The sequence below is a fragment of the Kribbella yunnanensis genome (assembly GCF_039529655.1).
In the GTDB taxonomy this organism is placed as follows: domain Bacteria; phylum Actinomycetota; class Actinomycetes; order Propionibacteriales; family Kribbellaceae; genus Kribbella; species Kribbella yunnanensis.
In genome coordinates, this window is the sequence record NZ_BAAANF010000004.1 from 302,704 (window position 1) to 327,973 (window position 25,270).

Sequence of the window (25,270 nt, forward strand, 5' to 3'; positions counted from 1 at the left end):
AACTGGATAGCAATACTGATCTTGGACAAGATAGCTCGCGGCGCATAGCTTTCAGTGGACGGCACACCACCACGAAAGGAAGACTGCGATGCCCAGCGAGCGTGCGGCGGACGAAGCCCGGATCAGGCAGCAGATCGACGTGATCGTCGAGTCGATCCGGGCCAAGGATCTCGAGGCACTGATGGCGGTCTACACGACGGACGTCGTGTCGTACGACGTCGAGCCGCCGTTGCAGCATCTCGGGACCGCGGCGAAGGCCCGCAACTGGGCGAATGCGTTCGCGTTCTTCGAGACCGTGAGCTACGAGATCCGGGACCTGACCCTCACCGTCGGCGACGACGTTGCCTTCGGCTACGCCTTCGCCCGCCTCAGCGGAACCGGCCGGAACGGCGCTGCCATGGCCGGCATGTGGGTCCGAGTCACCTACGGCCTGCGCAAGATCGACGGGACCTGGCTGATCGCCCACGACCAGGTCTCGGTTCCACTGGACATCCTGTCCGGCAAGGGCGTCACCGACCTCGAGCCCTGATCGCCCCATCGGGCAGAGTCGGGCTCTGCGCGGGCAGACCGCGCGGGCTCGCGATTGATCGTCGGCGGCGGGCGCGCGACAGTGCCAGGAATCGTCGATTCCTGGGGGGACCATGTTCATCGGCTCGTTGTTCAAGCTCTGGTCACTGAGCTCGCTGCGGTTCGGGCTGGAAGGGGTCGGCAGCCCGACCGAAGAAGAGGACGAGAGTCTCTACGTCCACCAGGCCATCACCGGCGACGCGTTCAGGAACCTGGCGGTGGAACCCGGCGGGCAGTGGAACGCCGACGCCGCGCGGGTGATCAAGTGGCACGTCGACTACGTGGACAGCTACCTCTACAACCCGTTGTTCTGGGTGGGTGGCGTCTTCAGTGACAAGTCGATCCGCCGGATCAAGGCCGCCGCGAGCATGCATGACGACCTCGTCCAGGTGCACTTCGACGACCTGACCTCGGTGGGACAGATCGAGAAGATGTGGCATCGCTACCTGTCCGGCTCGGTCGCCGGCGTGCTCTGGGCGGCCGACCGCGGCGATGTCGAGGCTGCGCAGAACATCATCGGCGTCACCCTGCACGCCATCCAGGACTTCTACGCGCACTCGAACTGGGTCGACGACCCGTCGCGCCGGATGAAGCACTACTTCCACCCCGGCATCGATGCCGACGTACGGCGGTCGATGTACTTGTACTCGGGGTCGTACGAGGTGGACGAGCACCACAGCCAGAAGCCGCACGGCAAGGTGTCATTCGAGTGCGCGATCATCGAGGCGGTCAACGTCGCCGACGTGATGAGCATCGCCTGCTCCGCGATCTCACCGCTGAACAAGATGACGCCCTGCCAGATCTACGACCGGTGCAAGAACGCCGAGCCGGTCAGTATCGAGGTACTGGGCATTCCCCTCCCGAAGGGCATGGTCTACGTCAACCCGCCGGGGATCGCGCTCGACAGCACCTGGCAGGCGAAGATCGCGCACCAGATCAGAGAGCTTCCAGACCGTACGGCGGTCACTCCGGAGGCACTGTTCGGCGCAGCCCGGCAGCTAGCCGTCGACTCGTCGGTCTGGTGGTTGCGCGAGCTCGGCAACCTGATGGCGGCCGACCCGGTCACCAAGGCGTTCTGGGACCGGGTCAAGCAGACGAGCGACGCGTACGAGCGCCGGCACGAGCAGTTCGAGGACTTCGCGCGCTTCCCGTACACCTTCGTCTCAGCCGGGAACTACCCGCCGACCGCCGCGGACGAGCCGTGGGACTGGTACGTCCGGCTGCTGATCAAGACGAGCGACGACGGCGAGGCGGGTACGGACGGTACCGTGCACGTCCGGTTCGGGGACAAGGAGTTCCCGCTGGACTACATGAAGACCTCGCCCGCGATCCTCGAGTACAACGACTTCGAGTCCGGCGACCTCGCGACGTACACGATCGGCCCGTTGAAACAACTGCCGCGGGAAGTGACCTTCCGGGTCGAGTCGAAGGACATCGGTGACATCGCCGAGGTGATCTGGGACGGTTTCATCGGCGCACTGGAGAGCCTGATCGACTCCATCGGGGACTTCCTGCTCTCGATCTTCGGCGGGCACGCGGACCTGGTCGGTTCGCGGCAGCTCGTCTGGAACGCGGCAGATCTCGAGAACATCGGGTACGAGCCGGTCGCGTTCAGCCAGTTCATTGACGGTGACGACGAGGGCCAGCACCATATCCACGGACACATCCGGCGGACCGACGAGGCGAGCGGCCCGGGGGTTCCGTACGAATGGCGGGAGTTCGAGGTCTACCTCGACCGGCTGGAGTGCTGGGAGGAGAGCACCTGGGACCGGGGCAGCGATGAGGACGAGCCGTTCGTTCTTGCGCTGCTCATCAACCTGTCCGACGACCAGCCCGAGACCAGGACCCAGAAGTGGCGCTGTGAGCCGGGTAGCGTCGACGACCGCGGCGACAAGGTGTGGTTGCGGCACACCTTCAACAGGATCCGGGTGCCGAAGGGCGCAGGTGGCATCGCGCTGCCGCTGACCGTCTTCGAGAGCGATGACGAAACCTCCGACGCCCGGGACGAACTGCTCGACGCCTATGCGGGCAAGGGCGACGGCGACACCCAGTCCTGGTCCGATCGCTTCATCGAGACCGTCGGCGCGTCGCTGTGGTCCGGCTGGAAGATGGAGTCGGTCGAGCTGCAGGCCTTCAACCGGGCGCCCGCTCGGGCTGCCTCGGCCACGGTACTGCGGAGCCGGCCGGATCGCTGGGTCACCGATGACGGTCCGGTCACCCTGGCGCTGGATCCGAACCCGGTATGGCGGCGCTGGAGCCTGCCGATGGACATCATCCGGTCCCGGGCGATCGCCGACTCCCTCGTGGAGCGGTCCCAGAAACTGGCCGGTTCCGACAGCGCCGAGTCGGTCGCGTGCGCGGAGGAGGCGGTCGTCATCTCGCGGGCGATCGTGGCCGCGGACCAGGCCAAGACGGAGAAGCTGACCCGGCTGGTGTGGACGATCCACTTCCTGTCGAGCCGGTACCACGGGACCGGGCGGGCGGCCGACAGCGCCGGGCTCGGTGACGAGGCGATCGGGGTCTCCGAGCAGGCGGTCGATGCGTCCGGCACGGATCCCGGCGTACAGACCGGCGTTGCCGTGGACCTGGCGCACATCTCCGGATATGTCACACCTGGCGACGAGGCTGTCCGGACTGCTGAGTACGCCGTGGAACTGCTGCGCGAGGTGGCCGACGACGATCACAGCGTCCACGCGCATCAGGCGCGGCTCGTCTGGGGGCTTCACGTCCTCAGTGGGCGACTGCATTCGGCGGGCCGTGCCGCCGAGGCTGCTGGGTTGGGCGATGAGGGGATCAAGGTCGCCCGTCGGTTGGCGACTGCGACTCCAGACCTCCGCTCCGATGCTGCCTACAACCTGGCACACGTCTCGGGGTATGTGCCGGCTGGTGCCGAGGCGGTGCGAGCGGCGCAGCATGCGCTGGCGACCTACCGCGAGTTGTCCGCCGCTGATCCGGCAGACAACCTGTCGGCGCAGCGACTGATGTGGGTGCTGCATGTGGTGTCCTCACGCCTGTACACCGCCAAGCGCCAGGCTGAATCCGCCGGGTTGGGTGACGAGGGAATCGCCGTACTGCCGCGTCTCGCCACGGCGCCGCCGGAGATCCGTTCCGATGCTGCGTACAACTTGGCGCACGTCTCGGGCTACGTACCGCCCGGTGATGAGGCGGTGCGGGCAGCGCAACAGGCGCTCGCTGTGTACCGCGAGTTGTCGGCGGCGGACCCTGCCAACCACTTGTCGGCGCAGCGACTGGTCTGGGTGCTGCATGTGGTGTCCTCACGCCTCTACACCGCCAACCGGCAAGCTGAATCCGCCGGGTTGGGTGACGAGGGAATCGCCGTACTGCCACGCCTCGCCGGGGCTGCAGCCGCCACCCGCTCCGATGCTGCCTACAACTTGATGCACGTTTCGGGGTATGTACCGCCGGGCGATGAGGCGGTGCGGGCAGCGCAGCACTCGCTCGCTGTCTATCGGGAGCTGTCGGCGGCTGATCCGGCCAGCAGCTTCGAGGCGGCTCGTCTCATTTGGGCACTGCACGGACTGGCTGGTCGCCTGTACAACGCCGCACGCCAGGGCGACTCGGCAGGGCTGGGTGACGAGGGCGTCGCCGTACTGCAGCGTCTTGCCGCAGCTCCGCCGGAGGTCCGGTCCGAGGCTGCCTTCAACCTGGCTCATGTCGCCGGATACCTCGTCGCCGGCGAGGAAGGTGTGCGGGCCGCACAGGGGACGGTCGGGGTCTACCGGGAGCTCTACGCGGCCGCACCGACGAACAGCGGCTACCGCAGTCGGTTGGCCTGGTCGCTGCGCAAGCTGGCCGAGCGCCTGCGGTCAGCAGGTCATCAGACTGAAGCGCAAGCGGCCGACGACGAGGCCAAGACGTTGGAGGGCTGAACCTCAGGTGGTCAGACCGGCGCTCGTCAGCCAGATGTGTTCGCAGGTCGCCGACGTGTCTTGGAGCTTCTCGCGGGATTCCTGTGAGGCGTGGTAAAAGTTCCGTTCGATCATCCAGCACAGGGCGCGCGCCATCGCCGAGGCCTGGTCCGGCGCGGCGCCGGCCGGTACGTCGGCGCGTTCCAGTACGGCGGTGATCGCCGCGATGAACAGGTCAGCCGTGTGGTTCCACAGCTCGCCGATCTCCGGCACGGTCAACGACAGATCGATCGCCGTACGCATGACCAGGCCGTGCTCGTTCCACAGCTCGACCGTGCGCTGCATGGCTGCCGCGATGGCCAGGCGCGGCTCTTCGGCCTCCGCGGTGGCCCTCGACCGCTCCCACAGGTGCTCGACGGTCCGGGCCACGAGTGCCGTGACCACTTCTTGCTTGGAACCGTAGTAGAAGTACAGCGCGCCGCGGGTGATGCCGGCACCCTGGGCGATGTCGTTGACGGTCATCGCGTCGTAACCCTTGTCCGCCAGCAGTGCCTCACAGGTGTCGAGAATGGCCCGCTCCCGGACGTCGCCCTTGCGTTCGCCGGCGCGACGACTCCGCGCGGGATGCCGGCCGGGCATCAGAGCTGCGCGCCTTCGGCGAAGTCCGTCGTACGGGACAGTGCCTCCCACGCGCGGATGTCCTCGTCAACGGCCGTGCGGGCGGCGGTCACCAGTCGCAGCGCGTCCGAGCCCAGGACGAGGTGGGCCGGCGGGCGCTCAACCGAAGCGATGTGCACGAGGGCATCCCCCGCTCTGGCTGGATTGCCCAGCTGGTTGCCGCTGGCCTTCTGCCGCGCTTCGCGGATGGGGGTGAACAACTCGTCGTAGTCGTCGACGGTCCGTACGGCGCGTGTCATGGACCGTCCGGCCCAGTCGGTGCGGAAGGAGCCGGGCGCGATCGCCGTCACGTGGATGCCGAACTGCGCGACTTCCTGGCCCAGCGACTCCAGGACGCCTTCCATGGCGAACTTGCTGCCGCAGTACGCCGACATACCGGGAAAGGCCCTGAGCCCGCCCATGGAGGTGACGGCCATCAGGTGCCCGCGGCGGCGACGGCGCATGTGGGGCAGCGCCGCCTGCAGCACGGCCATGGTCCCGAACACATTGACCTCGAACTGCCGACGTACGTCGGACAGCGGGGTCTCCTCGAAGGTTCCCTCCAGGCCGTAGCCGGCACTGGCGACGACGACATCCAAAGGACCGACGTTCTGCTCCACCTCCGCGACCACACCGGGCACAGCGGCATCGTCGGTCACGTCCAGCAGGCGACCGTGAGCGCTACCGGGGCTGAGTTCTTCGAAGGCCCGCAGGTCCTGCTCGGAGCGGACTGTGCCGACAACGGTATGGCCTGCGGCCAGGGCGGCCTCGGCGGCAGCACGACCGAGGCCCGAGCTGACACCGGTGATGAGCCAGTTCTGCTTTTGCACTGCTCCTCCAGAGAGAGGTCTTGCGAGGAGCCGGACTGCTCCTCGCAGCAGAAAGTCTACACCGTGTCGAGTTTTACCATCACCATGTCGATTCTAGGCGGTTGCAGGTTCTTCGGGGGTGGGTACTGCTTGGGCGGCCGCGAGTTGGTCGCGGAGCGCATCGGTCGTCTGCTCGGCGGCTCGCTGAGCGGTCGTCGCTGCGGCCACTCGGTCGGCGGCCGCCTGCCGGATGTCGGCCAGTTGGGCCTGGTGGTCGGTGCGCAGCTGGTCGCGGTCGGCGCGGTGTTCGGAACGGAGGGTCTCGAGCTCCGCGCGGTGCTGGTCGCGTAGTTCGCGGAGTTCGGTACGAAGCTGGTCGGCGGTCTGCTGGGCGGTCTGGCGCTCGGACTCGGCGGTGGCTTGAGCGATCCGGGAGACCTCGGCGTCGGTGCGCGCCTGCTGGAGCTGCGCCTCGGCGGCGGACTGGATCTCGGCGATTCGGCGCTCGGTCTCCAGGCGTAGCTCTTCTGCTTGTGCTGTGGCGGCTTCCTGAGCGGCCTGGGCTTCCTGGCGGGCCTGGTCGATCTCGGCGGCGGCGCTCTCGCGGGCGCTGACAGCGTCTTGTCGGGCCTTCTCTGCTGCTGTTAGGGCAGCCAGTGCTTCGGCGCGGGCCGACTCGAGCTCCTCGAACGCGTCTTGGGCTGCGGCGTCGGCCTCCTCGCGGGCGTCTTCGGCGTCGGCGGCCTGCTGCTCGGCTTGGCGCCGGCGGTGTTCCTCTTCACCACGCTGGCGCTCGACCTCGGCCACCTGTGCGCGCGACGAGGCTTGGAGCTGCTCAACTTCAGCGGCCACGGCTTCGGCATCGCCGTACGCGCGGACTGCGGCAGTGATCCCGGTCAGGAACTCCTGTAGCTGGTCGAGCCGCCGCGGCAGCTCGAGCATCTGGTTCTCCAGGGTTGTCCTGGCGGTCGTCACCGGGCCTGCAGGCACAGACTCCGGTCCCCCGGATGCGCGCACGGGACGTCTCTCAGCGGCCTTCTTAGCCGACCACGCGGTCGCCTTGTTGTGGATGACCAGCTTCCCGTCGATCCCAGGGCCCTCCAGGCCGCAGTACTTCGGCGGCCGGCCCGATGCGCCGGCGTCCTGCAGCTTCGGGTTCGGGCAGTTCACGCCAGGGAACTCGCAGAGCCCGTCGCGGGCCGGCGAGATCGCTTCAGTTTCGGTCGCGGTCATAGTCGTCACCCTACCCTATTTTCGTCATTAAGTTCTTGGTTACGTTAATTTAGTTACGTCAGATCTGACTGAACTATGAGAACTAAACTGAACGTGGAAGGAGCGCATAATCCCCGTTATGCGCTACTCTTTCTGCTGTGGACGATGAGCGCTCGGACGGTCTGGAACGGCATTACGAAGCAACGGTCGTCGAACAGCCGAGACCAGATGCCTCGACGGAGGCCGCCGTACGGCGCTCGCTGGGAGCCCGCCGCCCAGTCGGAGCACCCCGCGCTGCCGAGGCTGTCGACCGGCTGGATCTGCTGACCGAAGCGCTGTCCCCCGAGCTGGCTGCGCTGGCCGTCCTGTGGCTCGGCGGGACTCGTCGGTCGAGCCCGCAGACGCGGATCGCGTACGCCGACGATCTGCTGCTCTGGGCGGAGTGGGCGCGCCACGCCCTCGGCTGCGAACGGTTCGCGCTCGACCTGCATCGGGCGGAAGTGACCATGTGGTTGTCGCAGCAACAAGACGCGGGCGCGACCGAGTCCTCGATCGCCCGCCGGCTCTCAACCCTGTCGAGCCTCTACCGGTACGCCGCGAGCTGGGGCCTGCAGGTGGTCTCCCCCATCTCCGACGACGACCACCGGCCCAAGTTCCACCGCGGCCGCCGCGCCACCTCGGCCCGTGTGCTGCAGGCCGATGACATCTCAGCGATTCTCGCCGCCGCGACCGACGTCCGCGACGCTCTCGTCGTCGGCCTGCTCTTCACCGGCGCGCTGCGAGTCTCCGAGCTGTGCGCGGCCGACGACAACGACCGGCAGGACGAAGGTCGCCGTACCTGGCTCGTCATCACCCGCAAAGGCGGCGCAACCGTCCGCGTCCCCCTCGAGACCACTGTCGCCGAGCTCCTCGACCTGTACGTCGCCATCCGTCCACCGTGGACCGGCGCCGGCCCAGCACCTCTCGTTGCAGACGCCGCCGGCAACCGCCTCGACCGGCACGACGTCACCCGCCTGCTCCGCCGCCTCGCCAGGACCGCCGGCATCCCCCGACCCGAGAAAGTCACCCCACACTCCCTGCGCGCGACCGCCATCACCGACCAGAAACGTCGCGGTCTCAACGCCGAAGACATCCAGGAACTGTCCGGCCACGCCGACGTCCGCACCGTGATGATCTACATCGACGACGACGGCCGCAGCGAACGCGTGTCCGCGATCACCGACGACCTAGGCCGCGTCATGCGAGCCGTCCCCCGCCACCTCCGCCGTACCGTCTGAGCGCAGGACCGCGGTTGCGCCGTACCGCATTCTCGCGGTGACCCGTCGCATCAGGCCATTATCTGTGGTCTCGGATTGCAGGTTGGTGCAACGGGCTAGTACCGGGCGAGCGCCGCGCACCACACTGAGTTAGATGAGACGACTTTGTGTTCTGGTGGGCGTCCTGGTGCTGATGCCGCTCGTGCCGGGCACCGCTCATGCTTACGACCGGGTCGCCTACGCGACGCCGACAACGATGGTCGAGTCGCCGAAGGGCTCTGAGGGATCGGTGCGCGCGACACTCGCGCTCGGCACCGTTGCTGCGGGTACGTCGCACAACCTGCGTAGTGAGGTCGTGGTCGGCGACGGGCGCAACGATGGAGCGGTCTCGCGGGTGGCCGTCGGGCACAAGATCACTTGTCAGGCTGTCGGCGGGACGACGCTGGCGGGCGGGCAGATCTGGAGCGGGCAGAACCTGCTCGAGAACCAGCAGAACGTCAAACTCGTCGTACGGATGGTGTTCACGCCCGCCACCACGGGCAACTACCAGTGCCTGCTGCGCGTGTACCTCAACGACGGCCTCGCGAGCGGCCGCGAGACCGCGAAGCTGGTCAGCGGTTTCATCGCGGACATCGACGGCCCGGTCGCGCCCGTCGTGCAGACGTTCGGTGCGAACTCGAACACCCACTTCGCCCTCGACGCGCCAGGCAAGCAGCTGCACCCGGTGACCTACCAGCCGTTGCCTGGAGCCACGTCCTTCCTCGCCACCACTGACGTCTACGTGACGAGCTGCTACGGCACCGGCGGCAACGCATGCGGCCCCGGTTCGTACCCGGCGAGCGGCACCGCCCGGGTACGCTTCCGCACCGTCGCCACCCCCAGCTCCACCGCGCCCGGCTGTGTAGCGCAAGCGAGCCCGTCCACGACCACGCCGGTCTCGAACCGGGTGCACCATCTGCGCATCCTCGGGCAGCTGACCGTCACGCAACCCGCGGGCGGTTGCGGGACGTGGCGGGTCAATGCGTTCGCCGAGGACAACGGCGGCACGCTCCCGTTCGTCATTCACGGCACCCCGTACGGCGTCACCTACGTCCGGCCGCCCGTGCGGAGCTAGCTGGTGAGCGGGTGGCTGTAGATGATGAAGCCGCGGTTCTCGGCGACCTGGTCGTAGAGGCGGCGGGCCGTCGCGTTGGACTCGTGGGTCGACCAGTAGAGACGGCCGCAACCGCGTTCCGTGGCCGCCTCGGCGACGGCCGCGATGAGTGCACGGGCGACGCCTTTGCCGCGTGCTTCAGGTGCGGTGAACAGGTCCTGCAGGTAGCAGGCGTCGGCTGACGTCGTGCTGGCGTGGGTCAGGAAGTGGGCGATCCCGACCAGGCGGTCGTCCAGGTGAGCGCCGAGCGCGTGCAGCTCCACGTTGCGCTCGAACCTGGCCCAGGCCTGGTCGTAGAAGCCGTCCGGCATGGTCGGCCGGCCGTAGAACGCGTTGTACCCGGCGAACAGTTGTTCCCAGGCATCACGATCGGACGGCTGTAGTGGTCCCAGTGTCAGCACAGCCAGCACTCTGTCACGTCGGACCGGTCAGCTGAGGGTGGCCAGGTCTCGGGTGGCGTAGCGGAGGTGTTCCCACTCCTCTTCGAGGATGGTGTGCAGACAAGACAGCACAGTCTCGGGATACTCCGGGGACCACGGGTTCTTGCGAGCGGCGCTCAGTTCGGCCGAGGTGACGGTCGCTAGGTAGTCGCGGACCTGGGCCACGTGGTCGGCGCGCACGGCCAACACCTCGTCGTACGTCGGTTTGGTCGGCGCGAAGACCGACATGTCGAGGCCGTCGGTCTCGTATTCCGCGTGCGGCTGGCCGATGGGATGGAACGGGTCGGCGATGCCGAGGATCGCTCGGCCGAGCCAGGTGTTGGTGGCCAGCACGAGATGCCGGAGGGTTTGGGCGAAGGACCACTCGCCGTCGACCGAGATGTCCTCGGTTCCGGGCGACATGGCGGCGACCCGGGCGGTGGTGTCAGACCAAGCGCGTTCGACTGCGGCCCACGCCGTACGGAGGTCGTCGGGTGTGTCGGCGCGGCGGAGTTCGCGGCCGGGGAAGCGGCGGTTCAGTTCGGCGTCGACGAAGGGGGCTACGTTCACGCCGTTCACGAGGAGGGTGTTGTCGCCCGCGAGCAACCAGGGAGCGTCGATATCGGCGCCGGCGACCTCGGCGGCGCGCAGGATCACTCCGGACAGGTTGGAGCGGACGAAACGCGCACCAGTCAGATTCACATCGGTGAACGTCGCTGCCTGCAGATCGTCGGACTCGGTGAAAGCGGCCATGCCGCTCAGTCTCACACCTGCCGCTCGCCCGCACGAACACCGGCACGATCCGGCCACACCGCGGTGAGGAAGACCCAGAGGTAGATGGTCTCCGCAGCCAACCGCTCGGTGAGACCGACGGGCCCGTGGCCGGTCAGAGCGGCGATGAGGCCCAGTACGCCTACCAGGGACACGACGGCGGTGACTGTGGCCGCGCGGGCGGCGAATCGTGCGGTTTGGCTCAGTGCGCGGGCGCTGGCGAACAGTACGGCGACGGTACCCAGGAAGACCGGGATCGCGAGCAGCGCGTGGAGGGCTGGATTCACGTCACCTGGAACGAGACAGGTGGCGATGCCGAACCCCGCGATGACCAGCCATCCGGCGATGACCCGGCGGGTGGCTGCGGCGTACAGAGGTTTGAGGAGGATGCCGCCGGCGGCGAGCAGGATCCGGACCGCGATGCCGCCGAGGTTGAACCAGGCGTGTCGTGGCGAACAGGAGGCGAGGGTTCCGCTGAGGCGTTGCTCAACTGTGCAGGTCGTCCAGCCGAGATCGCTGATGGTGTGATGCAGGAGCTCGTACGGCACCGGCCAGGCACTGGCGACGAACACCTGGAGGCTGAAGTACAGCAGGGGTGCCAGCGTCCAGCAGACCTTCGCGGTGCGAACCATTGAAGGAACCTAGGCCGCGACGCTCGGCGCAGACTGCCCGTTGCAGCAACCTGCAACGGGGCACGCTGGGGGCGGTTCGTCCGCACGGTGATTGAGGTTGACCCGGTTGCCGCGGCAGCCGACCGGAGACCGTCGTGGCGCTGGGCAATCCGGTGCCTGAGAGTGTCGCCTCGGGCTGGGAGCACCCGGGCACCCGGGTGTGCCGGCCGGGATGCGAGTGTCGCTTCGGGATGGGGGTATCGCTCCGGGATGGGGCCTCGTCTGGGGGTGACGGGCGGCGGTTGCCGTCGTGCCGGTAGTGCTGGGCGTGGGCTCGGCCGGTGACGTTCGCGGTGGTTGATCACCGCTGCGGCCGACCAAAAGCAGCGTGGCTGGGCGGTGCGATGGTTGAGGGGGATGGTTGCTGCAGGTGACCGGTGCCTGCGTCGTCTGGGGCTGACGGGCTGTGGTTCCTGCTCCGAGATCACGTGACTTGCAGTTGACCCGCCGCTCTCTAGTTGCTGTCGCGGGATCGGTGGATTTGCTTTGCAGCAGGAGCATTGGTGTAGGTGCTGCTTGGTATCAGGTGGTTGGCGGCTGACTCGGTGGGGTGGTCGGTGCTTGGGGATCGTGTGGCTGGCGGTTGTTGGCTGACCGGGGGGTGTGGTTCGTGGCGGTGGTTGTGCGGTGGGCGTGGGTAGTCCGCGGGCCGGTCTGGGGACCGGCTGCCGCGGTGGGGTGATGGGTGGTGGAGCGTTGGGGGCGATGGACCGGGTGGTGGGGTTTATGGGCCGGCTGTGGGGGTGGTGTTGGTGCCCCAGGGGTCGGTGTAGTTGGGTGCCACTGCGGTGAGCCAAGTCCGGAGGGCTTCGCGGGCGGCGGCCAGTGTCGGGTTGGGGAGGGTGCTGGCGGCGGGGAGCCGTTCTGGTTGTTCGTGGGTTGGGTTGCTGGTGACGCCGCGGGGGCCACTCCAGTCGGCACTGGTACTGCTGGCACCGGCCGGGTTGGTGCTGTCGTCGGTGGTGTTGTGGGTGTGGGCAGGGGTGACCCAGCCGACTAGCTCGGCGAGTGCGGCGGGATCGGTGCGGGGTGGGTCTGCCCAGGTCGGGCGGGTGACTTGGGCGATGCCGTCGACGATCGTGATGCTCCATTGGCCGTCGTGGACGGCGCGGTGGTGGAAGGCGCACAGCAACGCGAGATTTTGCAGGCTGGTCGGACCGCCGGCGGCCCAGTGGATGAGGTGGTGGGCGTGACACATCCAGGGTGGTGCTTTGCAGACGACGCAGCCTTTGTCGCGTTTGTTCAATGCGCGGCGGATGTAGCGGTTGACGAACCGCTGCTCGCGGCCCACATCCAACGGTTGCGAATCGCCGCCCAGCACGATCGGCAGGACCGCGGCGTCACAGGCTAGGAGGCGGACGGCGCCGGCGGACAGGTTGCCGCCGAACACCAACTCACCTACTCCACCACCCCGACCTCCCGCATCGAGACCGGTCGCACCGTCCTCGACGGCACCGGCCCCGACCACTCCGGCTCGGCTCGTGTCGCCCGCGACTGCATCTGCCCCGCTCGCATCGGCCCCGCTCGCGTCGGTGCCGGCCGCGCCAGCGGCGCCGACCGCACCGGCTCGGCTCGCGTCTGCGTCGGCCGTGCCGCCGAAGGCGGCGTGGGTGGCGGCGGCGAGGTCGTTGAAGTCGATGGTGACGGTCAGGTGCGGGACGCCGGGATGGTCGGGGTTGCCGGCGGCCGAGTTCATGACGATCGTCAACGCGTCGGCTTGGCGCTGGTCGCGAGTGCGGGGGTCGCGTTCCCCGTCGATGGTCTTGTGCGGTTTGGACAGGGTGTGGATCTGGGTTTCGAGCTGTTCGCCGTCGGCACCAGGCAGGAACCCCGAGAACTTCACACCACCGTCAGTGCGTCGCAGCCGCAGTGACCTATTCGCGTGAGCCTGGTCCTCGGCCGGTTCGGGGCCGTCGGTGTCCAAGGTGGACAGGACCTTGTGACCGAACCTGGTCAGTTCGCGGGGATTCGCGAGCCGGGCTGCCTCGACCAGCTGCTCCTCGGCGACCGTCAAGTGCTCGACCGGCACTGTCGAAGGGGCCTTCTCCAAGGTCTTCACGATGACCTTGGCCTGGTCCGGAGACACGACCGCGGGCCGCGCGGGGTCTGCGGGGTCGGGCAGGGCGGCGGTCACGGCCGGGTACTTGTGCAGGGCGGTGGTGAAGGCGAGGTCTTTGCGGACCTCGACCGGGTCACGAAGGTAGCGTTCCGCGACCAGTTCGACAGTGTCACGGGCACCGAGTTCCTTGGCTGTGCCCATTTCGTTCAGGCGGCCCAGGATTTGGAGTTCGTAGGTTTTGAGGAGGGTAGCGGCGGCCTGCAGGGTGTCGAGAGTGGACAGCAGTTCACTGCCGCTCAGCGACCACACCGGGGGCAACGCCAACATCTCCATACCTAAGAGCTTAGACATGGGCACCGACAGTTTTCGAGGCCAGAACCCCTTATTTACAAGGGATGTGTGGGCTGTTTGGGGGCTGGTTGCGCACTCAATCTGCCCACGGGTGGGGTGCGGCCGAAGTGGGCTAGGCAGTGCCAGAGGTGTTTTAGGTGTTGGGTGGGGATGTGCGTGGTTCGGGCTGCTTGGCCGATTAGGGCTGGGGTGATCAGTGGGCCTAGGGACTTGGCTAGGGCGACGATGTGGGGGCCTCGGTAGGTGGGGTCGATTGCGTCGGCGTGGACCTGGAAGCCGGGGTGGTATTCGACGGGGCAGCCGAGTTGGTTGGCGGCGGTTGCGGTTGGGGTGTCGGCGAAGGAGGGGTCTAGTACTACGGCCTCTACGTCGGTGGTGAAGCGGACTGGGCCGTGGATGTGGGCCTCGACGGCGTCGTCCAGGTCGCCTAGGTCGGACGCGTCGGCTAGTGCGCAGAGAGCGGAGAGCGCTCTCTGGTCGCCGAAGTCGGTTGGTTCGTAGACCGAGTCGGGGAAGCAGAAGGTGGCGCGGTCGACGAGTTCGGGACGTAGGCGCACGTAGGAGGAGCCGAAGCGGACCGCTCCCCCGTACGGGTCGGCCCGGCGGTTCCAGGCGCCGTAGACGGGGCGGGCTGTGGCGGGAGCGTCGTCGTACCGGCCGGCGAAGAGGCGGGATTCCCAGTGCCAGCGGTCGCCGCCGGGGTGGGCGGTCAGGCCGCCGTTGGAGATGCCGGTACTGAACTGGGAGCGGTAGGTGCCGTCGGCAACCATTGACTCGATCTCGGTGCCGGCTTGGTAGGGCCAGTCCGGGTGGAACTGGAGGGTGATCACCGGCAGTGGGCGACGACGCGGACCAGGCCTAGGAGTTCGCCTTGATCGGCCTCGAGCATGGTGGCGTCGGGGGCGTAGCCGCGGTCGACAAGGTCGCAGGCGCGGAGCCATTGCAGCCAGTCGTCCCAGCCGCCGGGGACCATCTCCGCGGCGGCGATGTTGACGAGTTCGGTGCGTTGCCAGTGGTTGCGCCACCAGTCGGGGGTCTGCCAGGTGAAGAAGTCCGGGGTCCAGCGTTCGGCCAGGTACGGCGGGAGCGTCGAGCCGGGGTCGTAGGCGAGGCCGGGAGCGACGAAGCCGACCGCGCCTTGTGGTTTCAGGTACTCGAGGAGGTAGGCGAGGTACCGGGCCTCGGTGCCGAAGTAGTGGTAGGCGCCGATGCTGACCACCGCGTCGAAGAATCCGTGGGCGAATGGCAGTTCGCGCGCTTCGGCGCGGATCGGGTGTACGCGGTCGGCGATGTCCCAGGTACGGATCCGCTCCCAGTTCTCGGTCGGGTCGGTCCACAGGTCGGCGGCCCAGACTTCGACGCCGTACTCGCGGGCTAGGAAGATCGACGAGACCGCTGCACCGCAGCCCAGGTCGAGAACGCGCATGCCCGGTTCGAGGGTCATGAGTTCCATCAGGGACTCGACGCACCACAGCGGGTGTGGACCCATCGGTACGTCGACGATCCAGGCTGGGTCGTAGCCGGAGCTACGGGGATAGCGCTCTCTCGTGAGCGCTGCCTGAAGTTGTTGCGAGGTGGTTGGTGGCATCTGTTAGAAGATGACAGGACGCCGGTACGGCGGCAACGCATTTCCGAGAGGGCAACTGCATGACGACGTACGACGGCAAGGTCGCGCTGGTCACCGGGGGTGCGCGCGGTATCGGGTTCGAGGTTGCGCGGCAGCTCGCGCAGTCGGGGCATCTGGTGGTGATCGGTGCGCGGGATGCGGTTCGCGGACAGCGGGCGGCCGCTGAGCTGCAGGTGGAGTTCGTCGTGCTCGACGTGAGTGATCCGATCAGCGTTGGTGCGGCGGCTGCGGAGATTCAGCAGCGGTTCGGGCGACTCGACGTACTGATCAACAACGCGGCTGTTGCGCCGGCCGAGCCGGCGCCGAGTGAGTTGGCGCTCGACGTGTTGCGGGCGACCTACGAGACGAATGTGTTCGGGGTGTTCAGCGTGACGAAGGCATTTCTGCCACTGCTGCGCGAGGCCGAGGCCGGTCGCATCGTGAACGTGTCGTCGGGATCGGGTTCGCTCGCCACGGTGAGCCAGCCTGACTGGCGACCGGAGTGGAACGGGCTCGCCTATAACACGTCCAAGTCGGCCCTCAACGCGCTGACGGTGGCGTTCGCTGTCGAGCTCCGCGACACCGCGATCAAGATCAATGCCGTCAATCCCGGCTACACCGCCACCGACATGTCCCCCGAGGCAACGCGCTCCCCGGTTCTGGCGGCGGCCTTGATCCACCGCTTTGCGACGCTCCCAGAGAGCGCTCCCTCCGGATCTTTCCACGATGACAACGGCGAGGTTCCGTGGTGAGCGGTCGGCTGATCGCCCTGATCGGTACGTCGAGTGCCGGGAAATCGAGTACCGCGAAGCAGCTGCAACTCGTGCTGCCTGAGCCGTATCTGCTGGTCGGGCTGGATCACTTCTACGACATGTTCCCGTCGGACTGGGGCGGTCATCGGGGCGGGCCTGGGCCTGGGTTCTGGCAGGAGACGCTGACCGATCCAGACGGGAAGCCGCGGATCGTGACGCACTACGGCGAGGCCGGCCGGCGGATGTTCGAGGGGATGCGGGCCGCCGTACTGGCGCTGCTGGATGCGGGGAACCACGTCATTCTCGACGAGATGCCGGTGGACGCATCGATCATGCCGGCCTGGCGGCGGGCGCTGCATGGGAGAGCGGTCTATTGGATCTCGGTCGAGGCGCCGCTTGAGGTGATCGAGGCGCGCGAGCCGGAGCGCAACCACGGGCGGCATCTCGGCAATGCCCGCGGGCACTTCGGTCTGGGGCTGGAGGGTCACTTCGATCTGCGGCTGGACTCGGCCGCGCTCACGCCGGAGGAGCGTGCCGCGGCCGTCGTCGCAGCTGCCGAAGCCTACGGATTCCTCAGCCGCGGGCGCGGTAGCGGGTCATCGCTCGGAGAAGCAGCTGGTTGATCGGGCCGGGGAGAGCGCGCTCCCATTCTCCGACCGTTTGGACTAGCTCGCCGCCTGTGCCCAGCTTCCAGCGCAGCAGGCCGAAAGCGCGATCTTCGGGATCGAGTGAGTCGGACACCCCGCGCATGTCGTACCGATCGGCGCCCAGTTGCTGCGCGTCCGTCATCATCTTCCACTGCAGGACGTGGCTCGGGCGGACGTCGCGGCGGTGGTTGGCCGAGGCGCCGGACTGGTACCAGACTCGCCGGCCGACCACGTTCATCGTGTGCGCGGCCAGTACCTCGCCGTGCCACGTGGACAGGTAGAGGCGCATCCGTCCGGGGCGCTCGGCGTTCATCACGCGGTACTGGCGCTGGTAGTAGGCCAGGCTCCGGCCGAGCCGGAAGCCGTTGCGGCGCTCTGTTGTCTGCAGCAACTCGAAGAACGCCGGGAGATCGCTCTCTGAGCCTTGCAGGATCTCGATCCCGGACTTCTCGGCCTTCTGGATGTTGCGCTTCCACTCCTTGCTCAGACCGCTCCACAACTCGGCATGCGTTCGGCCGCCGATCGGGACCTGGAACAGATACCGCGGCTGCGCATCGCCACCCGTCCCCTCCTCCCCACCGCGATTCCAGCCGAGGTCGCGTAGCCGTTCGGCGACCGACGATCCGACCGGTTCGACGACGTCCGGAAGTACGTCGTCGACGCGACACCCACGCCGTACGGAGGTCTTGAGGGTGGTCGCCTGCCAGCGCTTCAGTACGGCGGGCGGTCCCAGCCGGACGGCGAACACCTGGCGGCGATCCAGGTGCTCGAGGAGCGGGTCCAGCCACCGCTCGAGTCGCGGATCTGCCCAGTCGATGTCCGGGCCTTCTGGGAGGTAGGCGTACCAGCGGGAGACGCCTGGGAGCCGGCGGTACAAGACGAGCGTGGTGCCGACGACCTCGCCGTCGCTGTTGCGCCACGCGAGTAATTCAGAACTCCACTCCGCTTTCACGGCCGCCCAGGATGCCACTTGGAGATAGCTCCGGCCGCCGTGGATATCGGCCAGCGCGTGGTATTCCGGCGGAGCGATAACTCCGATTTCGAGTACTTCCGAACGCGTCCGGACTTCGGTCCTCACAGTGCCCTCCCCAGCGATCGCCTCTACCTATAGAGACGCGACGAAGCGCCGAAAAGTCACAAGTGGGCTGGGGATCCGCCGGCCAGGGACCGGGCCGGGACCGAGCTGGGGCAAGAAAAAATCCACCTGTCAAAGGTGGACCGGAATCAATTCTTGGTTTATTCTGAGCGAATGCCCAAATGGAATGGAAATGCATTCCTATCAATAAACATATCAGCTGAAATTGCGAGGTGCAAGTCCGTGGAGTTTTGGCAGGGTGTGCGGCGGGTCGGGTTCGGTACGAAGCGGCTGGCGGGGTCGGGATCCGGGAGCGAGGTCCGGGCGAGCGCGGTCGCGCTGGTCCGGCGGGCGGTGGAGCTGGGGGTGAATCATCTGGACACGGCGGCGTTCTATCCGACGACTTCGCCGTCCGACGACGTGCGGGCGATGGAGTCGTTGCGGTGGGCGAACGAGGTTGTGCGGGAGGCGTTGACGTCGTACGACGGGGACGTGGTGATCGCGACGAAGGTCAGGGCACTGGACGGGCCGTTGGCTCGGCCGGACGAGTTGCCGGGACTGGTGGAGCGGGAGCTGCGTGATCTCGGACGGGAGACGCTCGATGTGGTCTACCTGCGCCAGCAGGGACTGGAGTCGGTCGCCGAGCACTTCGGCGTACTGGCTGAGTTGCGGGACAAGGGACTGATCCGTGGACTCGGACTGTCGAATATCAAGGTGCACCATCTTGCCCAGGCGCAGGAGATTGCGCCGGTGGTCGCCGTGCAGAACCGGTACGGCGTGGGGTTCGGACGGGTGAATGACGAGCTCGTCCGGCTGTGTGGCGAGCAGGGTGTCGCCTACGTCCCGTACTTCGCACTGGCCGGTGCGTCTCGGGAGACGGGTGGGGTCGACTCACCTGACGTGGTTCGGGAGATCGCCGAGGCGCATGAGGCGACGCCGGCGCAGATCCGTCTCGCGTGGACGTTGAGCCGGGGTGAGCACATGCTCGCCATTCCCGGTACCAGCAGTGTCCCGCACCTGAAGGAGAACCTGACCGCCGAATTCATCCACCTCTCCCCCGCCGACATCGCCACGCTCGACGCCGTACCGTCTAGCTAACCGAACCGGAGGTCGCCGCGTGCTCAAGGTTGTGTTGTTCGATCTGGACGGGACCCTGGTCGAGCAAGAGGGCGCGGCGGCCCGGGCGGTCGTCGAGTGGGCTGCGCAGTATGGGATCAAGGGGCCGGATGTTGCTGAGCGCTGGGCTGCGGTGTCTGAGCGGCACTATCGGAGGTATCAGCGGCGGGAGTTGACGTTCGACGAGCAGCGTCGTGCTCGGGTGCGGGAGTTCCTCGGTCTGCACGCCGATGACACGGAGATCGATGCGATCTTCGACGGGTATCTGTGGCGGTATGAGGCTGGGTGGCGCTTGTTCGACGATGCCATCCCGGCGGTACGACGGGCTCGCGCCGCCGGGCTGCGGGTGGTGATCTTCAGCAACGGGAACACGGCGCATCAGCAGCAGAAACTCGATCGCTTCGGGCTGACCGCGGAGATCGACCGTTTCATCTCGTCGGAGGAGTTGCCCGCCGGCAAGCCCGACCCGCGGGCGTTCCAGCAGGCGTTGACGCTGATCGGGGTTGAGCCCGATCAGGCGCTGATGGTCGGCGACTCCCTGACGAACGACATCGACGGAGCACTCGCTGTCGGTATGGGGGCTGTCCTGCTGGCGAGGTCCGGTCAGCACGCCGATGTCGGTGTGCGGCGGATCGCCAGCCTGGACGAGCTCAGCTGGTGAAGGACAGTTCCGCGGCTGATTGGATGCCGGCCGTGCGGCCTGGTGCTCGGTGGTACTGCCAGTACAGGTTGGTGTGCGCGATGACCTTGTCCGGCGTCGGAGCGCCGTACTCGGACATGTCCTCGGTGGTGTGCGCGTCGGAGATGAGGGTGACGTCATAGCCGCGCGTGATCGCGCCGTGCAGCGTTGAGCGGATGCACTCGTCGGTCTGCGCGCCGGTGAGGAAGACCCGACCGATCCCGCCGGCTGCCAGGACGGACTCAAGGTCGGTCTCCTCGAAGGAGTCCGGGAACGTCTTCGGCACGAGTGCCTCGGAAGCCTCCCGCTTGAGCTCAGGCACGAACTCCCACTCCTCGCTCTCCTTCACCAAGTGCTCACTCGAGTGCTGGATCCAAACCACCGGTACGCCGTTCGTGCGGGCCGCGTCGATCGCCGTGTTGATGTTCGCAACAACCTGATCCCGCTCATGCGCCCCGGCCACAACTCCGTTCTGCACATCAATCACCAACAGCGCCGCATTCGGCCGGTCAGACAGCGTGGTCATCTCAACTCTCCTCAAACTCGAGCAAGTAGTGCATGTCGGAGACGGTAGCTGGGAGGTCCGACAGTTTTTCAGGCGCGGATGCGGAGGCGGACTAGGGGGGTGTCGCCGTCGTCGAGGGATTGGGCTCGGCGGATGGCTGCCTTGATGGGGACTATGTAGTTGCCGTCTTTGGGGAAGAGGGAGGTGTCCCAGGTGCTGGTGCCGATTTCGGCGGTGACTGGGATCATTCCCCAGCCGTAGCTGACGTAGCCGGACTCGGATTCGAGGTAGGCGCATTCTTCGTCGGGGACGGTGATGAAGTACCAGGGGGCCGGGCCGCGCCAGAACCAGATCTCGCCGGTGAACTCGAGCTCACGCACTGTTACTTGCCTCCAGCAATCGTTGGCCCAGGTTCCGGGAGGCTTCCTGCATTTCCGGGGAGCCGAGGATTCGGAAGGGGGCGTCTATTTCGGCGAGTTTGCCGATGTACCACGCCGGCTCGTCGGTGCTGGCCAGTAGGCGGGTTTGAGTTTCGGTGATCGCTTCCAGCCGGCCCATGCTGCGGGCGATGCGGTGACGGACCTGGTCGATCGGGGCGTCGATGATGACCTCGATCGGGTATTTCCAGTTCTTGGCCAGGTGTTCTTCGACGACGGCGAGTGGATCCAGGTCGTCGGGGGCGCAGAAGTCGGCGCCGGTCTCCGCTACACCTTGGACCTTGTCTATGCGGAGGACACGCTGCGCATCCTTGGCGTGGGACCAGCACAACAGATACCAACGACCTCGCCGTACGACGACTGCCCACGGGTCGACCTCCATCGGGGTGACCCGGTCGGGGGCGAGGGCGTAGTCAACGACGACGCGGCGGCGTTCGGTGCTGGCGGCGACCAGGGCTGCGGTGATGGCCGGCTCGGGGGTGCGGATGCCGGGGTCGGCGGCGCGGGCACTGACCTTGCGGACGGCGTCGGTGGAGCGGGCGATCGGTTCGGGGAGAACGCGGATGATCTTGCCGAGAGCGCTCTCCACGGGATCATCGGCGCCGCGCGGTCCTTCGAGGACGGCCATCACCAGGCCGAGAGCCTCGGTGGTGCTGAACATCAGCGGCGGTAGCCGCAGACCGCGGCCGACGCGATAGCCGCCGTACGGGCCGCGGACGGACTCGATCGGGATCTCGGCCTCGCGCAGGATCGCGACGTACCGGCGGGCGGCACGTTCGGAGACGCCGAGTTTGTCGCCCAACTGCTCGGCGGTGATGCCGGGGCGGTTCTGGATCAGCTCGAGCACGGTCAGTGTCCGCGCCGTGGGGCTCACGTCGTGTGCCATCGCGTCCCTTCGACAGCAGACCGCCATTCCGGAAGGAGGTCGTCCGGTGCAAAAGCCTAACCGAGAAGGTAAGTGGACTCCGGCAGTGAGTAAGGTTCGGGAGTTCGTTTTCAAGCTTCTAGTCCCAGGAAGTTTTCGTGACCACATCCCCTCCCCAACCACCCCAGAACCCGTACCCGGGTCAGCCCGGCAACTACGGCCCCCCGCCGGAGCAGTTCCCCCAGTACGGACAGCCCGGTCAGCCCCAGCCCGGTCAGTACGGACAGCCACAGGCGCCGTACGGACAGCAGCAGCCGGGTCCGTACCAGCAGCAGTACGCACAGCCGGGAGCGCAGCAGCAGTTCCCGCAGCAGGCGCAGTACCAGCCGGGCACGTGCCGGTTCTGCGGTGGCTTCCCGGCGGTCGACGCGACCGTGCGCGGTCACCAGGGCATGCTGATCGTGATGCGCTGGCTCAAGCTGACCGGTCCGCTCTGCAAGACCTGCGGTACGGCGACTGTGCGCGACATGACCGCGAAGACCATGGTCCAGGGCTGGTGGGGTATCGGCTCGGCGATCGTGACGCCGTTCGTGATGCTGTCCAACCTCGGCCCGGCGCAGAAGTTCAAGCAGCTGCCCGAGCCGCAGCCCGGTCAGCGCCCGCCGATGGACCCGGGCAAGCCGCTGTTCAAGCGACCGCAGGTCTTCGTGCTGCTCGTCCCGATCGCGATCATCGCGGCGATCGTGATCGGCAACATCACCACCACGTCGACGAACGAGGCCGCCGTCGGCCAGTGCGTCGTCAACAGCGGCTCCGACTCCGACCCGGACGTGGATGTCGTCGACTGCGGCGACGCGAAGGCGCAGTACCGGATCGTCGGCAAGCTGGACAACACCACCGACGACAGCCGATGTGAGCAGTTCCCCGGCTACGAGGCGTCGTACACGGTGCGGGAGCGCTACACCCGCTACACGCTCTGTCTCGGCGCGAAGTGACCTGACGGGCCCGGCTGAAAAGGCCGGGCCCCCAAGGCGCCGATGTGTCAGGGTGACCCGCGTGAGAGCTCTCGGTATCGACGTCCCGCCGTCACTCCTCGACAAATGGGCCGGCTGGCTCGCCCCTGACCAGCAACCGTTCTTCCTCACCCCGGAGCAGGCGCAAGCCTGGGGGTTCGAGAACGACGACCGCGAGCCCAGCCGCGAGGACCGCGACACCTTCCAGACGTACGCCGTCGACTCGACCGCGACCGTGATCGCGTGGCTGAGCGAACCGCAGTTCGCCGCCCTCGACAAGCCGATTCGCGCTCAGCTGGTCCGGGCGCAGGTACGGCACGGTCGCAACTCGGTGCCGACCGTCCGCAAGTGGCAGGGGTTGCTCGGTCCCGAGCTCAAGGCCCAGGCCGACGGTCACCGCTTCGTCTGGTGGAAGTCCCTGCTCGCCGAGCACAAGGCCGAGGTCCTGCTCAAGATCGTCAACGAGGAGTACGACGCGAGCCGGCACACCGAGGTGACCAACTGGCCCGCCTCGCTCCCCCGCGTCAAGGAACTCGCCGGCACCTTCCCCGACGGCAGCGGACCGAACTGCTTCGGCACCGTGATGGCCGCCACCGGAGTCGAAGGTGCGGAGTCGGTCTGGATGCAGCGCGAACCGTTCGAGGAGTGGCTCGCCGCCCACACGGTCCGGGGCGGCCGCGACAACGATCCCGGAACCGTCTTCGTCTGGCGAACCCACGAGGGTCTCGTCCAGCACGCCGCGATCACCATCGGCGACGGCTGGATCTTCCACAAGCCGTCACAGGTGTGGTGGGGGCCGCGCAAGATCCGGACTGTCGCGGAAGTCCGCCGCTCCATGCGAACCGTCGGCTGGCGGTTGGAGCGCCATAAGCTGAGCTGATGAGGCTCCTGGTCACCGGCGCGGCCGGCCTGCTCGGACGCGAAGTCGTCCAGCTGGCGGACCACGACGTCGTACCGACCTATCACTCGACGCCGGTCGACGGCGGCGTACGCCTCGACGTCCGCGACCGCGCCGAGGTCGCGGCAGTGATCCAGCGAGTGCGGCCGGACGCGATCATCCACACAGCGTTCAAGCAGGACGACTGGGTCACGACGGCAGACGGTCCCGCCAACCTCGCGGTCGCCGCGCGCGACATCAGGCTCGTCTTCGTCTCAACCGATGCGGTGTTCGGCAGCGGACCCGACCGGTACGACGAAGATGCCGCGCCCTGCCCGACCAACCCGTACGGCGCCGCGAAGGCCGCAGCCGAGACCGCGATCCGCGCGATCCACCCGAATGCCCTGATCGCCCGTACGTCGTTGATTGTCGGCTCCGAGGGGCAGTCGGAATCGGAGCGGCTGACTCACGCGCTGGCCGGTGGAGCGCCCGGAGCGTTGTTCGCCGAGAACATCCGCTGCCCCGTCCATGTCACCGACCTCGCAACCGCGTTGCTCGAGCTGATGCCATCGGAGCGCACGGGCGTCGTACACGTGGCCGGGCCTGAAGCGGTCAGCCGGCTGGAGCTCGGGCGATTGATCGCGATCCGGGACGGCCTCAACCCCGAAGCACTTCCGGCGGTGCCGGGTGCGGTCTCGCACATCCGGCTCGACAGCGCGCGGACGCAGCAGGTGCTCAGCACCAGGCTGCGTCCGGTGAGTGAATTCCTCAGACCGCCTCGGTCGTGACCGGCGTGCCGAGCTCGACGGTGCGGCTGACCGTGCAGAGCCGGTCGTGCGACATCTTCACCGCGCGCGGCAGCGCCTCGCGGGCCTTGTCGCCGTCCTCACCCTCGGGGAACCGGATCGTGAACTCGACCGCCAGGTTCTCCATCCGGTTGCCCTGTTCGGCGTCACGGATCTTGTCACCGCGAACCACCGCGCTGAACTCGGTCGGCTCCGCCCGCCGGCTGACCACGACGTCGACGTCGATCGCCGAACACGTCCCGATCGCGGCCAGCAGCAGCTCGACCGGCGTGAAGTCCGTGTCCTCCCCGCCCGAACCGACGGTGATGCTGCCGCCGCGGTCGTTGGTCACCCGGTAGCTGCTGTTCGCCAGGCGCTCGAAGCCGACCTGACGCAGAGAGTCGCCCATAGCCATCACAATCTGTTGCCCGCGGCAACGTCAGAGGTTCGCGAGTGCTTCGTCGACCGGGGTGTCTCCGGTCACGAGTTCGAGGATGCGGCCGATCGAGGCCGTCGCCGTACACAGCCCGGCCAGGGTCAGCGCCACGTCGTCCCGGCTGATGCTGCCGTTACCGGTCTGGTCGGCGATCAAAATCTGCCCGGTCCCGGGGTCGTTGGTCAGGTGCCCCGGCCGGAGGATCGTCCAGTCCAGGTCGCGGCCGCGCAGATCGTCCTCGGCCGCCTTCTTCGCGCGCAAATAGATCGTGAACGACTCGTCACCGGTCAGCGTGTCCGCCCGGTCGGCGCCCATCGAGCTGACCTGGATGTGCCGCCGTACACCGGCCTGCTCGGACGCATCCGCGAACAACGCGGCCGCGCCTCGATCCACGGTGTCCTTCCGGTCGTTCCCGCTGCCCGGACCCGCGCCCGCCGAGAAGATCGCGACATCAGCCTGCGCCAGTACGGCGGCGACTGCGTCGGTCTCGGCCTGCTCCAGATCCAGTACGGCGGCCTGTCCGCCGGCCGCGGCGATATCGGCCTCGTGATCGGGGTTCCGGACCAGCCCGACCACCTCGTGTCCGTCGCCACTCAGCAGCTTGGTCAACCGCAAAGCGATCTGCCCGTGTCCACCTGCAATCACGACTCGCATGCCCGCAGCCTAGCTCGCATCGGGCAGAC

Annotated in this window: 26 protein-coding genes; 11 read left to right on the forward strand and 15 right to left on the reverse strand. The window is 67.5% G+C overall.

The features are described 5' to 3' along the window. Positions 1-88: 88 nt before the first annotated feature. Both ABD231_RS08375 and ABD231_RS08380 read left to right on the forward strand, forming a co-directional pair. On the forward strand, positions 89-529 hold the full coding sequence (locus ABD231_RS08375) for a YybH family protein (protein WP_344147597.1): 441 nt from the start codon (positions 89-91) through the stop codon (positions 527-529). Positions 530-641: 112 nt separating this feature from the next. Continuing rightward, the gene (locus ABD231_RS08380) at positions 642-4,457 is read left to right on the forward strand and encodes an ATP-binding protein (RefSeq protein WP_344147600.1); all 3,816 of its coding nucleotides are present in this window, start codon (positions 642-644) and stop codon (positions 4,455-4,457) included. 3 nt (positions 4,458-4,460) lie between these two features. Here ABD231_RS08380 and ABD231_RS08385 read toward each other — a convergent pair whose 3' ends face one another. From ABD231_RS08385 to ABD231_RS08395, 3 genes are all read right to left on the reverse strand, one after another. After that, positions 4,461-5,075 (reverse strand): TetR/AcrR family transcriptional regulator, encoded by a 615-nt coding sequence (locus ABD231_RS08385; RefSeq protein ID WP_344147603.1) that lies wholly within the window; start codon positions 5,073-5,075, stop codon positions 4,461-4,463. Then, entirely contained in the window at positions 5,075-5,923 is an 849-nt protein-coding gene (locus tag ABD231_RS08390; protein ID WP_344147606.1) for an oxidoreductase, read from the reverse strand. The genes ABD231_RS08385 and ABD231_RS08390 overlap by 1 nt, the downstream gene beginning before the upstream one ends. 93 nt (positions 5,924-6,016) lie before the next feature. Further along, on the reverse strand, positions 6,017-7,135 hold the full coding sequence (locus tag ABD231_RS08395; RefSeq protein WP_344147609.1) for a coiled-coil domain-containing protein: 1,119 nt from the start codon (positions 7,133-7,135) through the stop codon (positions 6,017-6,019). Positions 7,136-7,272: 137 nt separating this feature from the next. Between ABD231_RS08395 and ABD231_RS08400 the strand changes: the two genes are divergently transcribed. Together ABD231_RS08400 and ABD231_RS08405 are read left to right on the forward strand one after the other, a co-directional pair. Continuing rightward, positions 7,273-8,391, forward strand: a complete 1,119-nt coding sequence (locus tag ABD231_RS08400; RefSeq protein WP_344147612.1) for a tyrosine-type recombinase/integrase — start codon at positions 7,273-7,275, stop codon at positions 8,389-8,391. A 133-nt stretch (positions 8,392-8,524) separates the two neighbouring features. Further along, positions 8,525-9,484 (forward strand): hypothetical protein, encoded by a 960-nt coding sequence (locus ABD231_RS08405; RefSeq protein WP_344147615.1) that lies wholly within the window; start codon positions 8,525-8,527, stop codon positions 9,482-9,484. Here the strand turns inward: ABD231_RS08405 and ABD231_RS08410 are convergent. From ABD231_RS08410 to ABD231_RS08435, 6 genes are all read right to left on the reverse strand, one after another. Then, entirely contained in the window at positions 9,481-9,924 is a 444-nt protein-coding gene (locus ABD231_RS08410) for a GNAT family N-acetyltransferase (protein ID WP_344147618.1), read from the reverse strand. The genes ABD231_RS08405 and ABD231_RS08410 overlap by 4 nt on opposite strands. A 27-nt stretch (positions 9,925-9,951) precedes the next feature. After that, on the reverse strand, positions 9,952-10,695 hold the full coding sequence (locus ABD231_RS08415) for a DinB family protein (protein WP_344147621.1): 744 nt from the start codon (positions 10,693-10,695) through the stop codon (positions 9,952-9,954). Positions 10,696-10,706: 11 nt separating this feature from the next. After that, positions 10,707-11,345, reverse strand: a complete 639-nt coding sequence (locus tag ABD231_RS08420) for a DUF998 domain-containing protein (protein WP_344147624.1) — start codon at positions 11,343-11,345, stop codon at positions 10,707-10,709. A 763-nt stretch (positions 11,346-12,108) separates the two neighbouring features. Then, positions 12,109-13,776 (reverse strand): HNH endonuclease signature motif containing protein, encoded by a 1,668-nt coding sequence (locus ABD231_RS08425; protein WP_344147627.1) that lies wholly within the window; start codon positions 13,774-13,776, stop codon positions 12,109-12,111. Between the two features lie 53 nt (positions 13,777-13,829). Continuing rightward, positions 13,830-14,624 (reverse strand): DUF3626 domain-containing protein, encoded by a 795-nt coding sequence (locus tag ABD231_RS08430; protein WP_344147630.1) that lies wholly within the window; start codon positions 14,622-14,624, stop codon positions 13,830-13,832. Continuing rightward, entirely contained in the window at positions 14,621-15,382 is a 762-nt protein-coding gene (locus ABD231_RS08435) for an SAM-dependent methyltransferase (RefSeq protein WP_344147633.1), read from the reverse strand. The genes ABD231_RS08430 and ABD231_RS08435 overlap by 4 nt, the downstream gene beginning before the upstream one ends. A 59-nt stretch (positions 15,383-15,441) precedes the next feature. Between ABD231_RS08435 and ABD231_RS08440 the strand changes: the two genes are divergently transcribed. Together ABD231_RS08440 and ABD231_RS08445 are read left to right on the forward strand one after the other, a co-directional pair. After that, positions 15,442-16,152, forward strand: a complete 711-nt coding sequence (locus ABD231_RS08440) for an SDR family oxidoreductase (RefSeq protein ID WP_344147636.1) — start codon at positions 15,442-15,444, stop codon at positions 16,150-16,152. Then, positions 16,149-16,775: a phosphotransferase-like protein gene (locus tag ABD231_RS08445; protein WP_344147639.1), complete on the forward strand. Its 627-nt coding sequence runs from the start codon at positions 16,149-16,151 to the stop codon at positions 16,773-16,775. Before ABD231_RS08440 ends, ABD231_RS08445 begins: the two co-directional genes overlap by 4 nt. On the opposite strand, the gene ABD231_RS08450 is transcribed toward ABD231_RS08445, so the two are convergent. Further along, a complete protein-coding gene (locus ABD231_RS08450) occupies positions 16,726-17,877 on the reverse strand; it encodes a lipid II:glycine glycyltransferase FemX (RefSeq protein WP_344147642.1) in 1,152 nt (383 codons plus the stop codon). The two genes, ABD231_RS08445 and ABD231_RS08450, sit on opposite strands and share 50 nt — an antisense overlap. Positions 17,878-18,117: 240 nt before the next feature. Here ABD231_RS08450 and ABD231_RS08455 point away from each other — a divergent pair, with 240 nt between their 5' ends. Both ABD231_RS08455 and ABD231_RS08460 read left to right on the forward strand, forming a co-directional pair. Further along, positions 18,118-18,972: an aldo/keto reductase gene (locus tag ABD231_RS08455; RefSeq protein WP_344147645.1), complete on the forward strand. Its 855-nt coding sequence runs from the start codon at positions 18,118-18,120 to the stop codon at positions 18,970-18,972. A gap of 19 nt (positions 18,973-18,991) precedes the next feature. After that, a complete protein-coding gene (locus ABD231_RS08460) occupies positions 18,992-19,651 on the forward strand; it encodes an HAD family hydrolase (RefSeq protein WP_344147648.1) in 660 nt (219 codons plus the stop codon). On the opposite strand, the gene ABD231_RS08465 is transcribed toward ABD231_RS08460, so the two are convergent. The 3 genes from ABD231_RS08465 to ABD231_RS08475 form a co-directional block, all read right to left on the reverse strand. Beyond that, positions 19,641-20,195 carry a cysteine hydrolase family protein gene (locus ABD231_RS08465; protein ID WP_344147651.1) on the reverse strand — a complete coding sequence of 185 codons (555 nt, stop codon included), beginning with the start codon at positions 20,193-20,195 and terminating at the stop codon, positions 19,641-19,643. The genes ABD231_RS08460 and ABD231_RS08465 overlap by 11 nt on opposite strands. 68 nt (positions 20,196-20,263) lie before the next feature. Continuing rightward, positions 20,264-20,554, reverse strand: a complete 291-nt coding sequence (locus ABD231_RS08470) for a DUF1905 domain-containing protein (protein WP_344147654.1) — start codon at positions 20,552-20,554, stop codon at positions 20,264-20,266. Beyond that, positions 20,547-21,497: a helix-turn-helix transcriptional regulator gene (locus tag ABD231_RS08475; protein ID WP_344147657.1), complete on the reverse strand. Its 951-nt coding sequence runs from the start codon at positions 21,495-21,497 to the stop codon at positions 20,547-20,549. Before ABD231_RS08475 ends, ABD231_RS08470 begins: the two co-directional genes overlap by 8 nt. 137 nt (positions 21,498-21,634) lie before the next feature. Between ABD231_RS08475 and ABD231_RS08480 the strand changes: the two genes are divergently transcribed. From ABD231_RS08480 to ABD231_RS08490, 3 genes are all read left to right on the forward strand, one after another. Then, entirely contained in the window at positions 21,635-22,471 is an 837-nt protein-coding gene (locus ABD231_RS08480) for an LppU/SCO3897 family protein (protein WP_344147660.1), read from the forward strand. A gap of 61 nt (positions 22,472-22,532) precedes the next feature. Beyond that, positions 22,533-23,369 carry a hypothetical protein gene (locus ABD231_RS08485; RefSeq protein WP_344147663.1) on the forward strand — a complete coding sequence of 279 codons (837 nt, stop codon included), beginning with the start codon at positions 22,533-22,535 and terminating at the stop codon, positions 23,367-23,369. Then, positions 23,369-24,154: an SDR family oxidoreductase gene (locus ABD231_RS08490; RefSeq protein WP_344147666.1), complete on the forward strand. Its 786-nt coding sequence runs from the start codon at positions 23,369-23,371 to the stop codon at positions 24,152-24,154. The genes ABD231_RS08485 and ABD231_RS08490 overlap by 1 nt, the downstream gene beginning before the upstream one ends. On the opposite strand, the gene ABD231_RS08495 is transcribed toward ABD231_RS08490, so the two are convergent. Together ABD231_RS08495 and ABD231_RS08500 are read right to left on the reverse strand one after the other, a co-directional pair. Beyond that, positions 24,135-24,560, reverse strand: a complete 426-nt coding sequence (locus tag ABD231_RS08495; RefSeq protein ID WP_344147669.1) for an OsmC family protein — start codon at positions 24,558-24,560, stop codon at positions 24,135-24,137. The two genes, ABD231_RS08490 and ABD231_RS08495, sit on opposite strands and share 20 nt — an antisense overlap. A 30-nt stretch (positions 24,561-24,590) precedes the next feature. Then, complete coding sequence (locus ABD231_RS08500; RefSeq protein ID WP_344147671.1) at positions 24,591-25,241, reverse strand: SDR family oxidoreductase; 651 nt, start codon at positions 25,239-25,241, stop codon at positions 24,591-24,593. Between the last annotated feature and the right edge of the window lie 29 nt (positions 25,242-25,270).